The sequence below is a fragment of the Thermoanaerobacter sp. YS13 genome, assembly GCF_000806225.2.
In the GTDB taxonomy this organism is placed as follows: Bacteria; Bacillota; Thermoanaerobacteria; order Thermoanaerobacterales; family Thermoanaerobacteraceae; genus Thermoanaerobacter; species Thermoanaerobacter uzonensis.
Genome location: NZ_JOOI01000001.1, coordinates 1,433,159 through 1,452,368, shown reverse-complemented (window position 1 = coordinate 1,452,368; position 19,210 = coordinate 1,433,159). Strand labels below are relative to the sequence as shown.

Genomic DNA, 19,210 nt, shown 5'->3' with positions numbered 1-19,210 from the left:
GAGATGAAATCATGAAAACCAGCTTTAAAGAAATAAGTTTGCCAAAGCTTAATAATTTGGCACCCTCATTGGAATCTACTGCCCTTAAATTAATGGAAGAAGCGGGAGAATTGGCACAAGCTATAGGAAAATTTAGAGGTTTAAACGGAGAAAATGTCACTTTAAGCGAAAAAGAGATAATGGAAAAAATTTCAGAGGAGCTTTTAGATGTTGCTCAAGTCGCAGTTTCAATGATGTTTGTCTTGGAGGAAAAGTATAATATAAATATTGAAGAAAAACTTAAAGAACATATCGAAAAATTAAAGAGGAAAGGGTATATAAAATAAAAAATATGCAGAAAAACTCTGCATATTTTTTATTTTTGTGCGCATATTAAAAATGAAATCTAAGAAAAAGGAGGATATGTATGCAACTATCAACCAAAGAATTACTTTATGTGGATGATATTTTATCAATGCAACAAAATATGACAAAAACTTTAAACGACTTTGCAACGAGATGTCAGGATCCCCAACTTAAAGCTTTATGTCAAAACCTTGCAGATAGGTGCCAAAATAATTTTAATTCTTTATTAAAACACCTAAGTTAAAGGAGGAAAAAGTATTATGTATGGAAATACTCAAATAACAGATAAAGAGATAATGATGAATATTTTGAACAGTTATAAACTGGCAGTAGAAATATTAAGTCATGCTGCAGTCGAAGCAGCGAATGAAAGTATACGAAGAGAGCATATCAATCTTTTAAATTCTACTTTGGAAGATCAAAGGACAGTTTGGAATGCTATAAATCAAAGAGGATGGTATCCTATAAAGGCAGCTCAACCACAAGATATACAAGAAACAAGGAACAAATTTAGACAACCTGTAGGGATGATGTAAATATAAGAAGTTTGTGATATAATAATGGAAGCAGTGATTTCACTGCTTCCATATTATATTTATTTTCAAAGGAGGAGTGATTTTATTATGTACGATCTAATTATTTTAGGAGGAGGTCCTGCGGGACTTACTGCTGGATTATATGCTGCAAGGTCAAGGCTTAAAACGGTACTCATTGAGAAAACTTATCTTGGTGGTCAGATTGTAAATACATATCAATTAGAAAATTACCCTGGTTATGAGGAAATAAGTGGTGCTGACCTTGTGGCAAAAATGGAAGCTCAGGTTAGAAGACATGGTCTTGAGATTGTTATGGAAGATGTTGAAAGCTTAGATATTACAGGAGATGTAAAGAAAGTTAAGACTTCTAATAAAACTTATGAAGCAAAAGCTATTATTTTAGCGATGGGCGCTACACCTAAAAAGTTAGGTGTTCCAAATGAGGATAGATTTATAGGGGCTGGTATCTCCTTCTGTGCTACCTGTGACGGAGCTTTTTACAGAGATGCCACAGTGGCAGTTATAGGCGGAGGGAATACAGCAGTAGAAGATGCGTTATACCTTACTAAATTTGCAAAAAAAGTCTATATAATTCATAGAAGAAATGAACTTAGAGCTACGAAAATTGAACAGGAAAAAGCCTTCGCAAATGAAAAAATTGAGTTTATTTGGGATACTGTAGTAGTTGATGTAGAAGGAGAGTATGGAGTAGAAAGACTCAAACTTAAAAATGTTAAAACAGGTGAAGAAAGCACTTTAGATGTAGAAGGAGTTTTTGTGGCTATTGGCTATTCACCAAATACAGAATTAGTGAAAGGGATTGTGGAACTTGATGAATATGGATATATCATGACAGATGATGATATGAGGACAAATATACCTGGAGTTTTTGCAGCTGGAGACATAAGGCATAAATCTTTAAGACAAGTTATAACGGCTGCTGGAGATGGTGCAACAGCAGCTTATGTAGCAGAAAAATATATAGACAGCGTCAAAAAATAGTCAGGATTTTTCCTGACTATTTTTTGACTTTATTCTTCTTTGCTTTCTTCTTGTTCTGCATTTATTTCTTGTACTTCTTGGTTGTAGGCTATTTCCTGTGAAGATGTAGGAATTATAATTCTCTGACCGGGATAAATCAAATTGGGGTCTTTAATATCTGCATTTGCCTTTAATATAGCGTCTACTGTTGTATTGAAAGTTTTTGCTATATTCCATAAAGTATCACCAGGTTTTACTATATAAACTTTTCCTGGTAGTGTAGGGGTAGTCACAGGAGGAGTTCCAAACAAGAGTGCATTCCATGTCACATTATCGACAATTCCTGTTACTGGAAGTCCTCTGCTTTGCTGATACGCTTTTACGGCTTCTTCTGTTTTTCTTCCAAAGATACCATCAATAGGACCAGGGTCAAAGCCCAAAGATTTTAGTCTTGCTTGCAAGTTTACTACAAAGGGTCCTTTATCTCCAATCTTTAGTGTGGGATATTCAATGGGTGGCGATGCGGGACAAGGAATTATTAATGTTTGTCCAGGGTATATCATATTTGGATTTATTAAATAATTTGCTTTAATTAGCTCCTCCAATGATACTCCAAATTTTTGTGCTATAGTCCATAAAGTATCTCCTGGCTGTACTGTGTAATAAGTTGGACAAGGCTTTTGTGCGGGAGGCAGTGAAGGTAGTGGTGGTTGTGGTGCGATTATTTTTGCTCCAGGGATGAATAACTTTTGACTCGGATATATTGTATAAGGGTATGTGAGATTATTTGTATAAATAATAGCTTCGTAAGGAACATTAAATTTTTGAGCAATAAGATATAGAGTATCTCCAGGCTGGACAGTATAATAACTTCCTTGTACTGGAATGATAAGCCTTTGTCCAGGATATATTAAAGATGGATTTATAATGTTGTTTCTTGTGATTATAGCGTCAACTGAGGTGTTAAATTTTTTAGCAATTGAAAATACCGTGTCTCCTGGTTGTACTACGTATGTGAATTCTAAAGTGACCATATTTTTACCCCCTTCCTTTAATCATAATATGTGGATTTTATTATTAAGTGACATATAAACTTTTTTAGATGAATAATTTTTACTAAAAGATAAGGGGATGGGGACATGGTATTTAAAAGGTGGATGATGTTTTTACTAATAGTAAGTTTAATAGTAGGGCTATATAGTTTTAAAAAAGGGTATTATATAACTGCTTTTAAAACTGTTCCAATAATTAATAAAGTTATTGTCATAGATGCGGGGCATGGAGGGCCAGACCCTGGTAAACCTGGTAAATATGGTAAAGATGAGGATGAGTTAAATCTTGAGATTGCTCAAAAATTAAGAGAACTTATTGAAGAAAGTGGTGGTATTGTAGTGATGACAAGGGAAGACGACACTTTGTCAGATAGTTCTCTTTCAAAGGATTTAAAAAATAGAGTGGTAAAAGCAAATGAAGTAATAGCAGATGTTTTAATTAGTATTCATTTAAATAGTTTTAGTCAATCTAAATACAAGGGGGCACAGGTATTTTATCAAAATAATTCTGAAAAAGGTAAACTATTAGCAGAACTTATTCAACAAGAGCTAAGAAATACATTAGATCCTAATAACGACAGGATGGCTAAAAGTTCTAATAGTTATTATATTTTGCGAAACGCTAAAATGCCGGCAGTTATTGTGGAATGTGGTTTTATGTCAAATCCTGAAGAAGAAAAACTTTTAAATGACGAAAATTATCAATATAAAATTGCTTGGGCAATATATAAAGGTTTAATACATTATTTTCAAAAAGTTTCAGAATAGCAAAATTTTTCACTTCATATCTTGTTATGAAGTGATTTTTTTTGTATACTAAAAGAAGAAGAGAATTTATGAAGGGAGATAATATGGGGATAAAAACAGTACTTTTCGATTTAGATGGGACGATTATTGATAGCAATGAACTTATTATTGAGTCTTTTAAATACACAATAGAAAAGCATTTAGGATATACCGTAAAACCGGAAGACGTTACTCCTTATTTTGGAGAACCCCTTCCAATAACTTTAAAAAGATTTAGCCAAGACAAATGGGATTTAATGCTGGATACTTATAGACAATACAATGAGTTTAATCATGATAAATATACCAGAATAAGAAAAGATGTAAAAGAAGCCCTTGAACTCATGTATAAAAATGGAATTAAAATGGGTATAGTTACATCTAAGAGGAGAGAATTGGCTATAAGGGGGTTAAGGCTTTTTGACTTGGAAAAATATTTTAAGGTAATTGTGGCATTGGAGGACACAGAAAAACATAAGCCAAATCCGGATCCAATTTTGAAAGCTTTGGAACTACTCAATGCTAATAAAGAAGAGACTTTAATGGTGGGAGACAGTCCTTATGACATATTATGTGCTTCTAATGCTGGAGTAAAAAGTGCGGCTGTTAAATGGACAATCTTGCCCTTTAATCTCTTAGAGGAAGCAAAACCGGATTATGTCATAAATAATATGCTGGAAATTCTAAAAATAATTTGAATATCTGGTGGGGTAAAAATGGAGAATATTGCTGTAGAAAAAATTATAGAGAATATAGAAAAGGTAATAATAGGAAAAAGAAAAGTTATTGAACTTGTGGTAATAGCTTTATTGGCTGAAGGTCACGTCCTAATTGAGGATGTTCCTGGTGTAGGAAAAACTTCTTTAGTTAAGGCTTTGGCTAAATCAGTAAATCTTAAATTTAAACGAATACAATTTACACCGGACTTGTTGCCTTCAGATGTTATAGGCATAACTATTTACAATCAATTAAAGAATGACTTTGAATTTAAAGCAGGTCCTATAATGAGTCAGATAGTTTTAGCTGATGAAATCAACAGAACTTCTCCTAAGACTCAATCTAGCCTTTTGGAGGCAATGGAAGAAAGACAAATAACTGTTGATGGGGTTACTTATTCTTTACCTAAGCCTTTTATGGTATTGGCTACCCAAAACCCAATTGAATATGAAGGGACTTTTAGATTGCCAGAAGCTCAATTGGACAGATTTATGATAAAAATAGAGATAGGTTATCCCGATGAATATCAAGAAATGAGGATTTTAAAAAATTTTGAGAAAGAGGACCCTTTAGAGTCTCTTTCTCCAGTAGCCGATGCTGAAGACATAAAGGAAATGCAAATGAAGGTAAAGTCTGTCTATGTAGATGACTTGGTCAGAAATTATATTGTCACATTAGTTGCTAATACCAGAAAAAGCAAAGCAATAAGGTTAGGTGCAAGTCCAAGAGCTACTGTAAATTTAATGAGAGCTGCTCAGGCAAAGGCCTTTTGCGAAGGAAGAAATTATGTTTTACCAGATGATGTAAAAGAATTAGCGGTACCTGTGTTATCGCATAGAATCATTTTAAAAAATGAAGAAAGATTTGAAGGATTGGACGAGAAAATGTTTATTAAAAATATTGTAGATACCACAAAGGTGCCGGTGATAAAAAGATATGCATAATAAAATTTTTCTTTTATTGCTCCTAATAGTTTCTTTTGCCTTTGCCATTTTTAGCGGTGGGAAAATACTTTATTTGCTTGTCTATGAATTTGCATTTTTTATCCTTTTGAATTACCTTTATATAAGGCATATAAAGAATTCTATATATATCCATGTTATATCTCATAAAAATGAAATTACTGTTGGAGAAGAGATAGCCTATGAAGTAACCTTGATAAACAATAGTTTTTTTCCTGTTTTTAATCTCAAAATTATTGACTATTCTTCACTAAATGCTAAATTTAAATCAGAAGAATGGTATCTTATGCCTTTTAAAAATAAAAAGGTACAAAAAAAATTTGTGATTACAAAAAGAGGAATATATTTTCTTGGACCTTTTGAAGTAGAGATAAAAGATCCTTTTGGAATTTTTAAGGTAGTAAAGAAATATGATTTTAAATTAAAGTTTGTAGTGCTACCAAGGGTTCATAATATAGAGGTGGAATTGAAGGCAAGACAACAGTTAGGGAATATAGAGGTGGAAAATAAAGCTTTTGAAGATTATACTAATATATCGCAATTAAGAAAGTACAATTATGGCGACAGTATTAAAAGGATTCATTGGAAGGTGTCAGCAAAGAAAAGAGAATTCTATGTGAAAGAATTTCAAGTATCCGCGATGAGTGAAGTTTATATTTTGTGGGATTTAGATAAAAACCATTTTGCTATGGATACCCAAGGAATAATGGATGAAAATAGTGCGGAGTGCATGCTATCTATAGCAAAATTTTGCCTTTTGCACGGCATCCCTGTAAGTGTTATAGATTACAATACTGGTATGGTTCAAGTGAAAGGGAGAAGGATTAAAGATTTTAAAAATTTTATTGAGGTTTCTTTAAGGAATTTTCCAGTTTACGAAAAAAGTTTAGAGGACTTTTTGAGATTATATAAAAGTATTCCCTATGATGTAACTCTTATTTTAATAACTCCTTATTTGAATAATGTAATTTTAGGAGAACTAGTGAATTTAAGAAGCAGTAATAGAGAATTAATAATTTATTATGTTAATGACCCAAAAGAAATTGAAGATAAAATTAACAAATTAGATATCGAAGTTGTTTTCTGGGGGAAGAAAGATGTCAAAAGAGCTAAAAAAGAGTTTGCATGAACACATTATGACAATTGCTCTGTCTCTTGTGGTTATATTATCTGCTGTTGGCGGCTTTAGATTTGCATATCCTTTCTATTATCTTTTACTATTAGATATGGCATTAGTAATATTTTTTGCTTTTTTGCTCAAAAGGCCACAACTGATAATATTTTTGCTTACAGGCCTTTTGCTTATAGATGTCATAGTTTTTATCAAATATCGCAGCTTATTAGTGAGTATTGTATCTTATATTGATGGTTTTATAAAATGGGCGGATATTTATATGAATTATACAATTTCGCCTCCAGGCTTTGACCTTTTAACAGAAAAATATAGATTTTTTATGATTATAATAACTGTTGTTATAGTAACACTGATTATTACGTTATTAAATATTATCATGAGGAGTTGGTTTTTAACTTTATTTTCAGGAATATTGTTTTTTGTTGTGCAGTGGTATAATTATGTAGATGCTGCTTACTTCTATATGACAGTCTATATTACGCTTTGTTTTATAGATATTGGAATGAAGAACTATTTTAAAAAAGGCAGTGCGAAAGCACCTATTGCAGTTTTTTTGATTGTTGCAATCTTTCTATCTTCTATTACCTCTATCAGCGCTCAATTGATGCCGAAAAACTTTAAACCTGTTAAGTGGGAAACATTAAATAATTGGTTTTATGATACTTTCCCTTTTACTAGAGATTGGAGAAATGGCGAAGGCACTAATGATGATTGGTTTGGAGAAACGGTTTTTACTACTTTTGCCAATGAATTAGGCGGAAATGTGAAACCGAGTAATTTTTTAATAATGGAAGTAGAAGCCGATGAAAGCACTTACCTTAGGGGAATGGTCTATGATACTTATACTTATTCCTCAAAAAGTCCTTTAATTTATGATAATTTTTCTAGTAGATGGGAAAATTCTAGACAACAGTATATGTATGTAGAAAGCACCGATAAAATTCCGCCAACTTTCAGTAATAATGTAAATTTTGAAGTAAAAACTATTACAATAATTCCACTAAAAATTAAGTCAGATATTCTTTTTTCCCCTTGGCAACCTCATAAACTAAGCTATGATTTTTATTATGAAGTTGATAATTTAAACTTAAGAGCAAAAACCTCTCATGGTACTGGAGAGCCTTATGTTGTTACTTATTTAAAGCCACAAATTGATTTAAATTCACTGAGGCAAAAAGGTAACGAGACTTTAAAAGGTGAAGAAAGAAGAAGATATTTGTCTTATCCAGCTACTCTTCTACCAAAAAGAGTGAAAGATTTAGCTTATTCTATCACAAAAGACAAAAAAACTCTTTATGATAAGGTAAAAGCAGTGGAAGAATATTTAAGACAATACCCCTATTCTTTAGATGTTCCTCCTACTCCTTCGGATAGAGATTTTGTTGACTATTTTTTATTCGATCTAAAAAAAGGATATTGTTCTTATTATGCGACAGCAATGGTGATTATGCTCAGGACAATTGGAATTCCTGCAAGATATGTAGTGGGATTTAGAATGCCGTCAGCACCTAGTAGTGATGGCAAATACAGGATTACCGCTGCTAATGCTCACGCGTGGGTAGAGGTATATTTTGATGACTACGGTTGGATTACTTTTGAACCAACACCTAATTATCCCTCATTAGAATTTCCGATGTCCCTCTCAAATAATAATCACTTAAATTTAGAAAATGATATGGAATTACAACCAGATAACGGGAGTAGAGATTCCCATAGCACAGTCGATAAACTGCAACAAAGTGATAATACGAAGACAACTTCTCAGGGAATTGCTTCTTTTAGTGATAATAGATTTAATATTTTGCCTTTTGGTTTAATATTGATAGTGACTTTAGTGACAATAATTTCTTTATATTGGTGGGATCGGAAGAAAAAAATTAATAATTTGGACAATAAGTTTTTGACGATATATTATTATGAAAAAATTGTAAAGTATTTAGCTAAAAAAGGCTTGAAAATGTTAGATACAGAAACTCCTTTGGAATATCAAAAAAGAGTGTTAGGAAATGGGTATATAGGTTTCAGTGAAGTTACGCGGATATACAATGAAACAGTTTATGGAGGTAAAACACCTTCTCAAGAAGATATAAGGTATTTAAAAGAATTTATAAAAGGATTAAAAAAAGAAACTAGTTACATCTAAAAAGAATATAAGGCTTATTAATAAATTTGACATAAAGTAGAGAATTCACATATAATAATATTGGAAGGAAAAGTATGCACCTGAAAGGGGTTTATTAAAATGGTTTTAAGTTACGAGCCTGGCGTGAAGAGCAGGATCATGGTATGCGTGACCCCGCAGAAAAGCTGCCGCAGGCTTGTGGAAAGAGGTGCTGAAAGAGCAAAAGAAACTAATGGTGAGTTTTGTGTTGTATATGTTAACAAAAATAACGACATTTCTAATGATTTAAAACAAAACAAAGTGTTGCTAGAGCTCTTCGATTTAGCACAAAAAATGGGTGGCAGAGTTTCTATTTTGGTGGGTAAAAAAATCTCAAAAACGCTGGCAGAATTTGCGAAAGAAAACAATATAACCGAGATAATAGTAGGCAAGTCTTTAAGGTCTGCTCTGGATGTTATATTTCATGGAGATGTGATAAATCCATTGAAAAAAGAAGTAGAAAAGAATGACATAAGAATAGAAGTCATAGAATGACATATCCTTCTATGACTTCTCTCTAATCTTTATATGATTTATCACTTTTTTTACCCCATTTACGCTTTGAGCTGCTTCATTGGCTAATTCTTTTTCTTTTAAATTATTCACATATCCACTTAATGTTATTGCCCCGTTGTTCGCTGTAATAACTAAATCAGGCAAACTCAAATCATAACGAGATAGCTTTTGTACTACTAAATTTACAAGAGATACATCATCTATTTTATGCTCTTTGTTAAGTTCTAATTTGCTTATTACACCTTTGACACCCATGGCTTGAGCTGCTTGACTTATGCTTTCTATTTCTTGCTGTGCGTTATTAATCTTCCCATATAAAGTTACGGTACCTTCGGTTACATCAACACCTAATTCTCCTATTTCTTCATGAAATTTGGAGTTCTGAAGATTTTTCAAAACACCCTGCTTTATATCTTTGTCTGTTATTTTGCTGTCTATTGCAATTGTGATGTTATTTTCTACTTTTTTTACACCTTCTACGCTTTCTGCTATTTTTTGAGCGTGATTTTTTTCGGATAAGTTATCTACTATTCCATACAAAGTTACATGACCATTTATACATCGGACATTTACATCTACTCCGTAAGACATCCTTTTCTTTTCTAATTTTTCCTTTATATTTTTTTCTATAATTTTATCTTTATTCATTTTCATCCTCCTTATTTTTTGCTAAAATAATTTTTCCACTTTAATTAAAATTTAATTCAGTTTAAATTATTTTTTATTCAAATTTGTTGTATAATTAATATGTACACATAATTTACCACAAAGCCTTGAGAGGTGAACTTTTTGTTTAATGGACTTATAGATATCATAAAAACAATGCGCATTAACGATGTAATAGATATTTTAATAATAGCTTATGTCCTGTATCGCTTAATTTTGGTAATACACAAAACACGAGCAGAGCAGTTGCTTAAAGGACTTGCCGTGTTAATTGTGATTACCAAAGTAAGTGAATGGCTACAACTTAGGACAGTCAATTATATATTGCGAAATGCTATGACGGTAGGAGTTATTGCGCTTTTAATTGTTTTTCAGCCGGAGTTAAGGCGTGGATTAGAATCTTTAGGTAGGAGTGGCTTTTTGGGCAAAAATTTCTTCTTTTTTAATGAAGAGGAAAAAGATATGTCAGAGGTGCTGGGAGAGATATGCGATGCGGTGCAATTTTTGTCTCGCTCAAAAATAGGGGCTTTAATTGTTTTAGAAAGGGAGACAGGCCTTAATGAACTCATTGAAACTGGTATAGCCATGGATTCTAAGATTTCCAGCGAGCTTTTAATAAATACTTTTATACCAAATACGCCTTTACACGATGGAGCTGTCATAATTCGTGGAGATAGGATTATGGCGGCGGGTTGTTTTTTGCCTTTAACAGACAACCAAAATCTAAGCAGTGAATTGGGAACACGCCATAGAGCGGGGATAGGTGTTACTGAAATATCTGATGCAGTTGCGATAATCGTTTCTGAAGAGACAGGCACTATTTCTCTTGCACAAAATGGCAGACTTTCAAGACATTTAGATGCAAGAACTTTGAAAGAGGTATTGTCCAGCATCTTTGAAGTAAAAGAAAACAAGAAGCCTGTATGGAAAAAATGGGGGAACAAACATGCTGACTAAAGACTTTACAATAAAACTGCTGTCAGTAGTATTGGCTTTTTTGCTGTGGCTTTATGTAATGGGAGAAGAAAATCCAGAAATTCCTTATGAAATAAGCAATGTGCCTGTCAAATTAACCAATAGCGATACATTAGAGAAAAAAGGACTTATTGTTTTAGACGAAAAAAATTATACAGTGAATGTAAAAGTAAGAGGAAGACGAAGTGATGTTTTAAATATAGCAGCTCAGAATATATCAGCTTTTGCAGATCTAAGCAGAGTAAGTTCTAAGGGGACAAATGTCATTCCTGTTACAGTGGAAGGATTACCTAGAAATGTCTCTTTAGTTTCAATAAATCCGTCAGAAATAAAAGTAGAAATAGATAATATTGCAAAAACGCAAATGCCGGTTACTGTAAAAATAATTGGCAATGTGATGGATGGCTATGCTATGCAACCTGCTATCCCCACGCCGGGAGAAGTATTGGTGACTGGGCCAGAAAGTAAAATTAATCTTATAAAAAATGTGATAGCTGGGGTCAATGTTTCTTATAAAAAAGAGGATGTAAAAATCTCTGTTCCAGTGGTTGCTGTTGACAGAGAAGGAAAAGAAGTAAAAGGCGTTACTATTATTCCTAATCTTGTGGAAGTATATATTCCTGTAAATAAATCTATACGTGTGCCTGTAGTTCCTAAAATATTCGGAAAACCAATGGAAGGATATATGATAGCATCTGTAAATGTACTGCCAGAGTATGTGTATATTACTGGTGATGAGACTGTCCTAAATACGATAAAATCTATAGGTACTAAGCAAATCGATATTTCTGGGAAAAATGAACCTGTCACTGAAAATGTACCTTTTGATTTGCCAGATGGTGTGAAACTTGTTAAAAGTGATATTAATGCAAAAGTATATGTGGATATACAAAAAATAGCGACTAAAGAGATTACTATAAGCAATATAGATATAAAAGGAGCAGACAACAAAAATGTTATAATTCAAAATCCAGATTTAGTCATTACTATATCTGGGCCAGAAAGTGTAGTTAATGGAGCTACAGCATCCGATTTTAACGCATATATAGACGTAACCAATCTGCCAATAGGTACTCATTCTTTATCTGTAAATATAAGAACTGATTTGAACTTACAAATAATTAAGGTTAAACCTGACAAAGTAACTGTTAATATTCAGTAGGCGGGTAATTTCCGCCTGTTAATTTTGCTAAAAATCTATCAATTCCACAAAATATAAAGTCTTTATAAAAAAATTTTAATTTAAGAGAAGGATTTTTGACAAATATGTAGAATTAAAATATAGGGTTAAAAAATTTTTAATAACACTCAAAAATTGTAATAGAACTTCATATTATGTATTAAGAAGGGCAGGTGAACCTGTTGAAAGTTTTAGTTATTAATCCGGGTTCTACTTCTACTAAAGTGGCATTGTATGAAGAGGAAAAAGAAATTGTAAAAACGGAGATTGTCCACGACATTGAAGCGCTTAAAAGATATAAGAGTATCATTGAACAATTTGATTTAAGGTTAAATGCTATAAATGATTGGATAGAGCAAAACAACATAAACTTAAAAGAAATATCTGCAATTGTGGTAAGAGGAGGACTTATTAAACCAGTTCAAAGTGGTACTTATTTTGTAAACGATATTATGCTTGAGGATTTGAGAAGGGGAGTTGGAGGTGAACATGCTTCAAATCTTGGTGGACTAATTGGAAGAGCTATAGGAGATAAACATAATATTCCTGTTTATACATTAGATCCTGTAGCTGTTGATGAAATGGAAGATGTTGCAAGGATTTCTGGCCTTCCTGAGCTTCCAAGAAAAAGTCAATCTCATGCTTTAAACATAAAAGCGTGTGTTCATCGATATGCAACGGAAAATGGTGTTAAAGAAGAGGAATTGGATCTTGTTGTGGCTCATATGGGGGGAGGTATTTCAGTAGCGGCGATAAAAGGGGGGAAAATTGTAGATGTAAACAATGCAAATCAAATGGGGCCCTTTTCTCCTGAGAGGACAGGCAGCCTGCCATCGATGAAAGTTGTTGACCTTTGTTATTCTGGTAAATACAGTTTTGATGAGATGAAGAAAAAAATTGTAGGTATGGGTGGGATGGTAGCACATCTTGGGACAAATGATGCGAGAGAAGTAGAGAGACGCATACAAAATGGTGATAAAAAAGCTAAATTAGTTTTTGAAGCTATGGCTTATCAAATTGCAAAGGAAATTGGCAGAATGGTGGCAGTATTAAAGGGGGATGTGAAATCAATAATTTTAACTGGTGGACTTGCTTATTCTAAACGACTAATAGAGATAATCATTGATATGACTAGCTTTATTGCACCTATAACTCTTTATCCAGGGGGAGATGAAATGGAAGCTTTAAGAGATGGTGCGTTAAGAGTTTTAAGAAATATTGAAAAACCCAAGATTTATAACTGATGAGGTGTAGGATATGAAAACATTTGAAGAAATGTATAATTGCGTAAAAGACTTGCCTCCCAAAACTATAGCAGTAGCTCAAGCGGCGGATGAAGATGTATTAGAAGCGATTAAAGAAGCTCATGAAAGAGGAATAGTAAAAGCCATATTAGTTGGTGATAAAGAAAAAATAGAAAGGATAGCATCTTCAATATCAATGGATTTAATGGACCACGAAATAATAGATACAAAAAATAACTTAGAAGCTTGTCGCGAAGCCGTAAAGCTTGTAAGCGAGGGCAAAGCGGATATATTGATGAAGGGTCTGGTACAGACGGCGGAAATATTAAGGGTTGTTTTAGATAAGGAAATTGGTCTTCGCACTGGAAGAACTTTAAGTCATGTGGCTGTTTTTGAATCTCCATATAACAGGCTTATACTTTTGACAGATGCAGCAATGAATATTGCCCCTGATTTGAAAGTGAAAATAGACATAATTTTAAATGCAGTAGATGTTGCAAGACAAATTGGAATTGATGCTCCAAGAGTTGCAGTTTTAGGAGCTGTTGAAACAGTTAATCCTGATATGCAAGCTACCTTAGATGCAGCAATACTTTCAAAAATGAGTGAAAGAGGTCAAATCAAAGGGGCTATAATAGATGGACCGTTGGCTCTTGATAATGCTTTATCAGTAGAGGCAGCACGGCATAAAGGGATAATAAGTCCCGTGGCAGGCAATGCTGATATACTTTTAGTTCCTGATATTGAAGCTGGTAATATGCTGTATAAAGCTATAACATATATAGCAGAAAGAAAGATAGCGGGTATAATAATGGGAGCAAAAAGGCCGATTATCTTGACTTCAAGGGCAGACTCCAGTGAAGCCAAATTTAATTCTATAATGTTGGCATCTCTTGCTTCTAATGTTTGATTATTAAAGTTGATTATTAAAGTAGGAGGAATATTTTATGAAAATATTTGAGATAATGGAAACCAAAGATTATGAAAATGTGATTTTATGCCATGACAAGACTTCAGGTCTTAAGGCGATAATTGCAATTCATGACACAACTTTAGGTCCTGCTTTAGGCGGATGTAGGATGTGGACTTATGACTCAGAAGAGGATGCAATAAATGATGCATTAAGGCTTGCAAGAGGAATGACTTACAAAAATGCTGCTGCTGGTTTAAACTTAGGTGGTGGTAAAACAGTTGTAATTGGAAATCCGAGAAAAGACAAATCAGAAGCATTGTTTAGAAGTCTTGGAAGGTATATAGAGTCCCTTAAAGGAAGATATATAACTGCTGAGGACGTGGGAACAAATTTAAAAGATATGGAATATATACGTTATGAGACAAAATACGTTGCAGGGCTTGCAGAAACCAGTGGTGACCCATCACCTTTTACAGCTTATGGCGTATTTAGAGGAATACAAGCGGCAAGCGAAGAAGTTTTTGGTACCTCAGATCTTAAAGGCATGAGAATTGCAATACAAGGAGTAGGAAATGTAGGATACAGCCTAGCAAATTATCTATATGAAGCAGGGGCAAAGTTAATTATAACAGACATATTTGAGGACAATGTAAAAAGAGCAGTGGAAGAATTCAAAGCCGAATATGTAAAGCCAGATGAGATATACGGGGTAGAATGTGATATATTTGCACCTTGTGCCTTAGGAGCGATAATAAACGATGAAACAATTCCACAGCTTAAATGTAAAATAGTAGCAGGTTCAGCTAATAACCAGCTAAAAGAAGAGAGGCATGGGGATATATTGCAAGAGAAAGGCATACTTTATGTGCCAGATTACATCATAAATGCTGGTGGGGTTATAAATGTAGCTGATGAGCTCAATCCTTCTGGCTATAACAGAGATAGGGCTATGAGAAAGGTTTCAATGATATTTGACACAGTGAAAAAGGTGATACAGAAGTCCAAGGAAGAGAATATTCCAACATATGTTGCAGCTGATAGAGTTGCGGAAGAGAGGATAAAAACTATTGCTGCCGTAAAAGACAATTATATTTAAATGGGGGCAGGATTTTCCTGCTCTTTTCTTAAAATTTGGAAATAACATTAATAAATTTTTGAAAAAATTTTAATGTAAAAACGAAATGTAATATAATATAAATTGAGGAAGTAGACGGAGGGGATTGTTTTGTTTTTGATTCTTGTGATAAATCCCGGGTCTACATCTACAAAAGTTGCCGTGTTTAGAGACAAAGAGCCTGTTTTTACTGAGACTTTAAGGCACAATACGGAAGAGCTTAGTAAGTATAAAAGTATTATTGACCAGTTTGAATTTAGGACTCAAGCGATTTTAAATATGTTAAAAGAAAAAGGCATTTCTCTTTCAGAAATTGATGCAATAGTAGGGAGAGGCGGACTTTTAAAGCCAATAGAAAGTGGAACTTATATTGTAAATGAAAAAATGATAGAGGATTTAAAGAAGGCTGAAAGAGGAGAACATGCTTCCAATTTAGGGGGTATAATTGCTTATACTTTAGCTAAAGAACACAATATTGAAGCTTATATAGTAGACCCTGTAGTAGTAGATGAATTAGAGAATATAGCAAGAATAACAGGAATGCCTGAGATTGAAAAATCTAGTATATTCCATGCTTTAAATCAAAAAGCAATTGCTCGCCGTTTAGCTGCTGATTTAAACAAAAAATACGAAGAAGCGAATTTAATTATTGCTCATTTAGGTGGCGGTATATCTATTGGGGCTCATAAACACGGCAGGGTAGTAGATGTAAATGATGCTTTAAATGGGGAAGGGCCTTTTTCTCCAGAAAGAGCGGGAGGACTTCCTGTACTTGACTTAGTAAAGTTATGTTATAGTGGTAAATACACCTATCAGGAGATGAAAAAGAAGTTAATAGGACAAGGGGGAATAGTAGCACATTTAGGCACTAACGATGTAAGAGAAGTTTATAAAAAAATTGAAGAAGGAGATAAAAAAGCAGAATTGATATTAGATGCTATGGCATATCAAACTGCAAAAGAAATAGGGGCTATGGCAGTGGTTTTAAAAGGCCATGTAGATGCAATAGGAATTACAGGTGGAATAGCGTATAACGAGGATTTTGTAAAAAGGATAAGTGAAAGAGTAAAATTTATAGCTCCTGTTTATGTATATCCAGGTGAGGATGAGATGTTAGCTTTGGCGCAGGGGGCATATCGGGTGCTTAGCGGTGAAGAAAAAGCTAAAATGTATAGTTAAAGGGATGATAGATAATGGATTTTAAAAGATTGACAATTGTAGTAGGGCATTACGGTACAGGTAAGACGGAGATTGCGATAAATTATGCTAGGTTTATAAGAGAATCAGGAAAAGAGGTAGAAATAGTCGATTTAGATATTGTAAATCCATATTTTAGGTCGAGAGAAGTAAGAAAAGAACTTTTTGATAAGTGGAGAATACGAGTAACAGGAGTAGAAGAGAAATATATGAATGCAGATGTACCTGCTATTTCTCGTAACATTTACGGGGCCTTATACAGCAAAGAAAAGTATGCGGTTTTTGACGTAGGAGGAGATGATGTAGGAGCTATTCCCTTAGGCCAATATCATCACATAATAAAAGACCAGGAGGCAGAAGTGTTATTTGTAATTAATGTAAATAGGCCCCTTACGAAAGATGTAAAATCAGTAATTGATTATCTTAAATCGATTGAAGAAGCAGCTAAAGTTAAAGTGACTCATTTGGTAAACAATACCCATTTGTCTTATGAAACAACAGTAGAGGATATTTTAAAAGGTCAAAAAGTGGTGGAGGAAGTCTCGAAAATTACAGGAATACCTATTAAGATGGTTACTTTGAAAAGAGAATTACTCAACCAAGTTCCTGACTTAGGATATCCAATATTTCCAATTGACCTTTATATGAAAACTCCATGGGATAAAATATGAGAGGAGGAATTTATGTGGCAAAAGTTATTTTTAATGAAGATTTATGTAAAGGTTGCGAGTTGTGTGTCAATGCTTGTCCTAAAAAGATTATTGAAATGGATTTAAGTAAAATAAATGTGAAAGGATATCATCCTGCTACTGTTAAGCCTGAGAATATGGACAAATGTATAGGTTGTGCATTTTGCGCTATGATGTGTCCTGATACAGTTATAACAGTTATAAAATAAATGGAGGGGAGTAAGATGGCTAAGGTATTAATGAAAGGTAATGAGGCGTTAGCGGAAGCAGCTATTCAAGCTGGGTGTAGACATTATTTTGGTTATCCTATAACACCTCAAAATGAGGTTACAGCTTACATGGCAAAGAGAATGCCAGAGGTAGGTGGCGTATTTTTACAAGCTGAGAGTGAGGTTTCTGCTATAAATATGGTATATGGAGCAGGTGGAGCAGGAGCTCGTGTTATGACTTCCACCAGCAGCCCTGGTTTGAGTCTTATGCAAGAAGGTATATCATATCTTGCAGGTGCTCAAGTACCTTGTGTAATTGTGAATATAATGAGGGGTGGCCCAGGATTAGGAGATATTCAAGGAGCTCAAGGAGATTACTTTCAATCTACAAAAGGAGGGGGCCATGGAGATTATAGATTGATTGTCCTTGCTCCTTCTACAATCCAAGAAATGGCAGATTTAGTTCAAGAAGCTTTTGATATTGCAGATGAATATAGGAACCCGGTTGTTATATTGGGAGATGGGATGTTAGGCCAGATGATGGAACCTGTAGATTTTGAAAATATTCAAAAAAGAAAGAGAGATATTCCACAAAAAACATGGGCTACTACAGGCAGAGGAAATAGAGAGCATAGAAATATAATAAACTCTTTATATATCGATCCACCTGTATTAGAGAAATATAATTATCAATTGTTTGAAAAATATGCAAAGGCCGAAAAGAATGAAGTTAGATATGAAATGATAAATTGCGAAGATGCGGATGTTATTTTAGTTGCTTATGGTACTATTGCCCGCGTAGCAAAGAATGTGATGAATATTGCAAGAAGAGAAGGGTATAAGGTAGGGTTAATAAGACCTATTTCTTTGTGGCCTTTTCCGAAAGAGCCTTTTGAACAGACAATTGATACGGCAAAAGCTTATTTGACTGTAGAAATGAGCATGGGGCAAATGGTAGAAGATGTAAAACTTGCAGTACAATTCAAAAAGCCGGTTTATTTCTACGGAAGGCCGGGTGGTATGATACCAGAACCAGCTGTGATGCTAGAACAAATTAAGAAAATAGCAGGAGGTGTTAAATAATGGCTGTTGTATTTCAAAAAACAAAGGGATTAACAGATACGCCTTTCCATTATTGTCCCGGTTGTACCCACGGTATAATCCATAGGCTGGTAGCTGAAGTTATGGAAGAATTAGATGTTTTAGATAAAGCAATAGGAGTTGCTCCTGTAGGATGTGCTGTATTTGCATATGAGTATTTTAATTGCGATATGCAAGAGGCTGCTCATGGAAGGGCTCCAGCAGTTGCTACAGGTATAAAGAGAGTTCATCCTGATAAAATTGTGTTTACTTATCAAGGAGATGGAGACTTAGCAGCTATTGGAACGGCAGAGATTGTTCATGCGGCGGCAAGGGGAGAAAATATAACAGTTATTTTTGTCAACAATGCTAACTATGGAATGACAGGAGGGCAAATGGCTCCTACTACATTAATTGGTCAGGAAACAACTACTACTCCTTACGGAAGAAAGCCAGAAATAAATGGTTATCCCATTAGAGTGAGTGAAATGCTAGCAACCCTTGAGGGAACAGCTTACATTGAAAGAGTATCTGTTTATGATGTAAAACATGTAATGCAGGCTAAAAAAGCTATAAAAAACGCATTTTTGGCTCAAATACAAAAGAAAGGATTTGCAATGGTGGAAGTTCTATCTAGTTGTCCTACTAACTGGGGTATGACACCAATAGAGGCATTAAATTGGATAAAAGATCATATGGAACCTTATTACCCTTTGGGTGTGTATAAAAACACCTTAGAGGAGGTTAAGTAA

22 protein-coding genes are annotated in these 19,210 nt (G+C 33.9%); 20 read left to right on the top strand and 2 right to left on the bottom strand.

Annotation, left to right across the window (positions count from 1 at the left end):
• The first annotated feature begins 11 nt into the window (after nucleotides 1-11).
• The 4 genes from THYS13_RS07365 to trxB all read left to right on the top strand — a co-directional run bounded on the left by THYS13_RS07365 (nucleotide 12) and on the right by trxB (nucleotide 1,883).
• The gene (locus THYS13_RS07365; RefSeq protein WP_042833827.1) at nucleotides 12-326 is read left to right on the top strand and encodes a MazG-like family protein; all 315 of its coding nucleotides are present in this window, start codon (nucleotides 12-14) and stop codon (nucleotides 324-326) included.
• An 80-nt stretch (nucleotides 327-406) separates the two neighbouring features.
• Nucleotides 407-589, top strand: a complete 183-nt coding sequence (locus THYS13_RS07360) for a spore coat protein (protein ID WP_042833826.1) — start codon at nucleotides 407-409, stop codon at nucleotides 587-589.
• Nucleotides 590-605: 16 nt separating this feature from the next.
• Nucleotides 606-881: a spore coat protein gene (locus THYS13_RS07355; RefSeq protein ID WP_042833825.1), complete on the top strand. Its 276-nt coding sequence runs from the start codon at nucleotides 606-608 to the stop codon at nucleotides 879-881.
• 24 nt (nucleotides 882-905) lie between these two features.
• Nucleotides 906-1,883: a thioredoxin-disulfide reductase gene (gene trxB / locus THYS13_RS07350; protein WP_201035662.1), complete on the top strand. Its 978-nt coding sequence runs from the start codon at nucleotides 906-908 to the stop codon at nucleotides 1,881-1,883.
• A gap of 29 nt (nucleotides 1,884-1,912) precedes the next feature.
• On the opposite strand, the gene THYS13_RS07345 is transcribed toward trxB, so the two are convergent.
• Nucleotides 1,913-2,896, bottom strand: coding sequence for a LysM peptidoglycan-binding domain-containing protein (locus tag THYS13_RS07345; RefSeq protein WP_042833823.1), 984 nt, complete (start codon nucleotides 2,894-2,896; stop codon nucleotides 1,913-1,915).
• Between the two features lie 105 nt (nucleotides 2,897-3,001).
• Here THYS13_RS07345 and cwlD point away from each other — a divergent pair, with 105 nt between their 5' ends.
• From cwlD to THYS13_RS07315, 6 genes are all read left to right on the top strand, one after another.
• The gene (cwlD, locus tag THYS13_RS07340; RefSeq protein ID WP_042833822.1) at nucleotides 3,002-3,682 is read left to right on the top strand and encodes an N-acetylmuramoyl-L-alanine amidase CwlD; all 681 of its coding nucleotides are present in this window, start codon (nucleotides 3,002-3,004) and stop codon (nucleotides 3,680-3,682) included.
• 83 nt (nucleotides 3,683-3,765) lie between these two features.
• Nucleotides 3,766-4,398 (top strand): pyrophosphatase PpaX, encoded by a 633-nt coding sequence (ppaX, locus tag THYS13_RS07335; RefSeq protein ID WP_042834007.1) that lies wholly within the window; start codon nucleotides 3,766-3,768, stop codon nucleotides 4,396-4,398.
• Nucleotides 4,399-4,416: 18 nt separating this feature from the next.
• Nucleotides 4,417-5,361: a MoxR family ATPase gene (locus THYS13_RS07330; protein WP_042833821.1), complete on the top strand. Its 945-nt coding sequence runs from the start codon at nucleotides 4,417-4,419 to the stop codon at nucleotides 5,359-5,361.
• Nucleotides 5,354-6,508: a DUF58 domain-containing protein gene (locus THYS13_RS07325; protein ID WP_042833820.1), complete on the top strand. Its 1,155-nt coding sequence runs from the start codon at nucleotides 5,354-5,356 to the stop codon at nucleotides 6,506-6,508. The genes THYS13_RS07330 and THYS13_RS07325 overlap by 8 nt, the downstream gene beginning before the upstream one ends.
• Entirely contained in the window at nucleotides 6,477-8,657 is a 2,181-nt protein-coding gene (locus THYS13_RS07320; RefSeq protein WP_042833819.1) for a transglutaminase domain-containing protein, read from the top strand. The genes THYS13_RS07325 and THYS13_RS07320 overlap by 32 nt, the downstream gene beginning before the upstream one ends.
• A gap of 99 nt (nucleotides 8,658-8,756) precedes the next feature.
• Nucleotides 8,757-9,170, top strand: coding sequence for a universal stress protein (locus THYS13_RS07315; RefSeq protein ID WP_042833818.1), 414 nt, complete (start codon nucleotides 8,757-8,759; stop codon nucleotides 9,168-9,170).
• Between the two features lie 9 nt (nucleotides 9,171-9,179).
• Here the strand turns inward: THYS13_RS07315 and THYS13_RS07310 are convergent, their stop codons facing one another.
• Nucleotides 9,180-9,839, bottom strand: coding sequence for a BON domain-containing protein (locus THYS13_RS07310; RefSeq protein ID WP_042833817.1), 660 nt, complete (start codon nucleotides 9,837-9,839; stop codon nucleotides 9,180-9,182).
• 141 nt (nucleotides 9,840-9,980) lie between these two features.
• On the opposite strand from THYS13_RS07310, the gene cdaA reads away from it, so the two are divergent.
• The 10 genes from cdaA to THYS13_RS07260 all read left to right on the top strand — a co-directional run bounded on the left by cdaA (nucleotide 9,981) and on the right by THYS13_RS07260 (nucleotide 19,210).
• Complete coding sequence (gene cdaA / locus THYS13_RS07305; RefSeq protein WP_042833816.1) at nucleotides 9,981-10,814, top strand: diadenylate cyclase CdaA; 834 nt, start codon at nucleotides 9,981-9,983, stop codon at nucleotides 10,812-10,814.
• Nucleotides 10,804-11,994 (top strand): YbbR-like domain-containing protein, encoded by a 1,191-nt coding sequence (locus THYS13_RS07300; RefSeq protein ID WP_042833815.1) that lies wholly within the window; start codon nucleotides 10,804-10,806, stop codon nucleotides 11,992-11,994. The genes cdaA and THYS13_RS07300 overlap by 11 nt, the downstream gene beginning before the upstream one ends.
• A 197-nt stretch (nucleotides 11,995-12,191) precedes the next feature.
• Nucleotides 12,192-13,256, top strand: coding sequence for a butyrate kinase (gene buk, locus THYS13_RS07295; protein WP_201035674.1), 1,065 nt, complete (start codon nucleotides 12,192-12,194; stop codon nucleotides 13,254-13,256).
• Between the two features lie 13 nt (nucleotides 13,257-13,269).
• Nucleotides 13,270-14,166 (top strand): phosphate butyryltransferase, encoded by an 897-nt coding sequence (gene ptb / locus THYS13_RS07290; RefSeq protein WP_042833813.1) that lies wholly within the window; start codon nucleotides 13,270-13,272, stop codon nucleotides 14,164-14,166.
• 37 nt (nucleotides 14,167-14,203) lie between these two features.
• Entirely contained in the window at nucleotides 14,204-15,265 is a 1,062-nt protein-coding gene (locus THYS13_RS07285; RefSeq protein ID WP_042833812.1) for a Glu/Leu/Phe/Val dehydrogenase, read from the top strand.
• 123 nt (nucleotides 15,266-15,388) lie between these two features.
• Nucleotides 15,389-16,462, top strand: coding sequence for a butyrate kinase (gene buk, locus THYS13_RS07280; RefSeq protein ID WP_201035673.1), 1,074 nt, complete (start codon nucleotides 15,389-15,391; stop codon nucleotides 16,460-16,462).
• Between the two features lie 14 nt (nucleotides 16,463-16,476).
• Complete coding sequence (locus THYS13_RS07275; RefSeq protein WP_042833809.1) at nucleotides 16,477-17,151, top strand: hypothetical protein; 675 nt, start codon at nucleotides 16,477-16,479, stop codon at nucleotides 17,149-17,151.
• A gap of 14 nt (nucleotides 17,152-17,165) precedes the next feature.
• On the top strand, nucleotides 17,166-17,378 hold the full coding sequence (locus THYS13_RS07270) for a 4Fe-4S binding protein (protein ID WP_012995861.1): 213 nt from the start codon (nucleotides 17,166-17,168) through the stop codon (nucleotides 17,376-17,378).
• 15 nt (nucleotides 17,379-17,393) lie between these two features.
• The gene (locus tag THYS13_RS07265; protein ID WP_042833808.1) at nucleotides 17,394-18,461 is read left to right on the top strand and encodes a 3-methyl-2-oxobutanoate dehydrogenase subunit VorB; all 1,068 of its coding nucleotides are present in this window, start codon (nucleotides 17,394-17,396) and stop codon (nucleotides 18,459-18,461) included.
• Nucleotides 18,461-19,210: a thiamine pyrophosphate-dependent enzyme gene (locus THYS13_RS07260; RefSeq protein ID WP_042833807.1), complete on the top strand. Its 750-nt coding sequence runs from the start codon at nucleotides 18,461-18,463 to the stop codon at nucleotides 19,208-19,210. The genes THYS13_RS07265 and THYS13_RS07260 overlap by 1 nt, the downstream gene beginning before the upstream one ends.